General features: G+C 64.2%; 5 protein-coding genes. All 5 read left to right on the forward strand.

Features of this window, described 5'->3' with window-relative positions; all coding sequences use genetic code 11:
• Positions 1-358 (forward strand): cupin domain-containing protein (locus EN893_RS28430; RefSeq protein WP_164901185.1); only part of this gene is annotated, 358 nt, incomplete at its 5' end.
• A 57-nt stretch (positions 359-415) separates the two neighbouring features.
• Positions 416-751 (forward strand): carboxymuconolactone decarboxylase family protein, encoded by a 336-nt coding sequence (locus tag EN893_RS28435; RefSeq protein WP_127268895.1) that lies wholly within the window; start codon positions 416-418, stop codon positions 749-751.
• 5 nt (positions 752-756) lie between these two features.
• The gene (locus EN893_RS28440; protein ID WP_127268893.1) at positions 757-1,746 is read left to right on the forward strand and encodes an aldo/keto reductase; all 990 of its coding nucleotides are present in this window, start codon (positions 757-759) and stop codon (positions 1,744-1,746) included.
• A gap of 145 nt (positions 1,747-1,891) precedes the next feature.
• Positions 1,892-2,365, forward strand: coding sequence for a flavodoxin (locus tag EN893_RS28445; RefSeq protein WP_236382718.1), 474 nt, complete (start codon positions 1,892-1,894; stop codon positions 2,363-2,365).
• Between the two features lie 66 nt (positions 2,366-2,431).
• Positions 2,432-2,614, forward strand: a 183-nt coding sequence (locus tag EN893_RS28450; protein ID WP_128361965.1) for an SDR family NAD(P)-dependent oxidoreductase, incomplete at its 3' end; no start/stop codon positions are given.

The following is a 2,614-nucleotide window of genomic DNA, read 5'->3' on the forward strand; positions in this document are numbered from 1 at the left end:
GGGATCGGCCGATTATTTCACCGGCGCGGTGCGCATCGACGCGCCGTTCAAGGGCAGCGAGCCCGCCCGCGTCGGCGGCGCCACCGTGACTTTCGAGCCCGGTGCGCGCACCGCTTGGCACACGCATCCCCTTGGCCAGACGCTGATCGTCCTCTCGGGCGCCGGCCTGGTGCAGCGCGAGGGCGGCCCGATCGAACCGATCCTGCCCGGCGACATCGTCTGGTTCGCGCCCGGAGAGAAGCATTGGCATGGCGCCGCGCCGACCACCGCGATGAGCCACATCGCTGTCGCCGAAGCGCTCGACGGCAAGGTCGTCGACTGGCTGGAGCATGTCAGCGACGAACAATACGGGGTTTGACCAAGTATCGGCGCGTGGCGCCGAGTTCAACGCCCGAACTCTTCGAAGGAGACCACCATGACAGATGTTCCAAGGCTGAAAAGCCCATTCTCCGATATCGCTCCCGCGCTTGGCAGATACACCGACGAGGTGTTGTTCGGCAACGTTTGGGAGCGCCCCGGCCTGTCGCCGCGGGACCGCAGCCTTGTCACCGTCACCAGCCTGATTTCGGGCTACCGGATCAATGAAATGCCTTTTCACATGAAGCGCGCGCTCGACAATGGCGTCACCCGCGACGAACTCATCGAAACCATTACACATCTCGCCTTCTACGCCGGATGGCCAACGGCAGCCACGGCTCTGGGCATTGCCCGCAAGGTCTTCGAACAAGCCGACGCCGAGAAGAAGGGATAACGACAATGCAGAAGCGCACACTTGGAAACAGCGGTCTCGACGTTTCGGCCATCGGGCTCGGCTGCATGGGAATGAGCCAGTCATACGGGCAGCCGATGGAGACGGCGGATGCAGTCCACCTGATCAGGGCGGCGTTCGACCGTGGCATCACCTTCTTCGACACCGCGGAGGTCTATGGACCGTTCACGAACGAGGAGGTCGTCGGCGAGGCGCTGCAGCCGATCCGCGACCAGGTGGTGATCGCCACCAAATTCGGCATCGACATCGCCGGGACAGCCCGACACGATGGCATGGACAGCCGGCCGCAGCATATTCGTGACGTCGTCGAGGCCTCGCTCAGGCGGCTGAGGACCGACCACATAGACCTCCTATACCAGCACCGCGTCGATCCGGTCGTGCCGATCGAAGAGGTGGCGGGCGCTGTGAAGGACTTGATCAGCCAAGGCAAGGTGAAGCATTTCGGTCTCTCCGAGGCGGGCGTACGCACGATCCGGCGCGCGCATGCGGTACAGCCGGTCGCCGCGGTCCAGAGCGAATATTCGCTCTGGTGGCGTGAACCGGAAGAGGCGATCCTGCCGGTGCTTGAAGAACTGGGGATCGGCTTCGTGCCCTTCAGCCCGCTGGGCAAGGGGTTCCTCACCGGCGCCATCGATGCCAGCACGACGTTCGACAGCAGCGACTTCCGCAACACCGTGCCGCGTTTTGCGGAAGACGCCCGCAAGGCGAACCAGGCGCTGGTCGACGCGATCGGCGTGATCGCTGCCGAGAAGAAGGCGACATCAGCACAGGTCGCTCTCGCCTGGCTGCTGGCGCAGAAGCCCTGGATCGTTCCGATCCCCGGCACCACCAAGCTCAATCGCCTCGAAGAGAACATCGCGTCGGCCACCATCGCGCTGACGGCGGACGATCTTGCCAACATCGAGAATGCGGTCTCGGCGATCGCGGTGAAGGGAGCGCGCTATTCTCCGCAACAGGAAGCAAGGATCGATCGTTAGCCACCTGGGAGAGCGTGATGAGCCAACCAGTCTCAAGACGAGGTGCGCTGATGACCATGCTTGCACTGCCTCTGGGCGCCGGATTGAGTCCCGGATCGAGCCGCCCGCCAGTGCGTCGAGCGCGCGGCGAACGGGCGGCGCCAAAGTGCTGGTGGCCTACTACACCCGCACCGGCAACACGCGGGTCATCGCGCGCCAGATCAGCAGGACTCTGCGAGCGGATATTTTCGAGATCGCGACCGTCGATCCCTACCCGGAAGACTACAAGCAGCAGGTTGCGGTGGCGGAGCAGCAGCGGGAGTCCGGTTTCGAACCGGCGCTGGCCGCCACGGTGCCTGATATCGGAACCTACGAGACGGTGTTCCTCGGATTTCCGATCTGGGGCATGACCGCGCCTTCGGTGATCCGCTCCTTCCTGTCGAAACACGATCTGTCCGGCAAGACCTTGGTGCCGTTCATCACCCATGGCGGCTACGGAACAGGGCAGAGCCTGAAAGTCCTCGCAGATCATGCACCAGGGGCACGGCTCATCAAGGGTTTTTCCAAGCAGTGCGACCAGGAACGCCAGACGCTTGACGAGGTCACCGGCTGGCTCGGCCGGGTCGAATTGCCCCGCTGAGCCGCCAACGCGAACGCCCAGGCTGCCGTGGGCAGCGAAGCCAAAGATCAGAAAAGGAAAAGAATCATGGCCGAGAACATCAGGGACAAAGTCGTCGTCATCACTGGCGCCAGCAGCGGGCTGGGCGAAGCCGCCGCACGGCTTCTGGCCAGGGAGGGTGCGAAACTGGTCCTGGGGGCGCGCCGCCTTGACCGGTTGCAGGCGCTGGCCGGCGCGCTTTCACTTGGCGAGGGCGCCATCCTTCAGACC

The sequence above is a fragment of the Mesorhizobium sp. M7A.F.Ca.CA.004.04.2.1 genome (assembly GCF_004022825.1).
In the GTDB taxonomy this organism is placed as follows: domain Bacteria; phylum Pseudomonadota; class Alphaproteobacteria; order Rhizobiales; family Rhizobiaceae; genus Mesorhizobium.

Coding starts and splice junctions, on each gene's coding strand:
- EN893_RS28435 (WP_127268895.1), top strand. CDS start 416: ATGACAGATGTTCCAAGGCTGAAAAGCCCATTCTCCGATATCGCTCCC.
- EN893_RS28440 (WP_127268893.1), top strand. CDS start 757: ATGCAGAAGCGCACACTTGGAAACAGCGGTCTCGACGTTTCGGCCATC.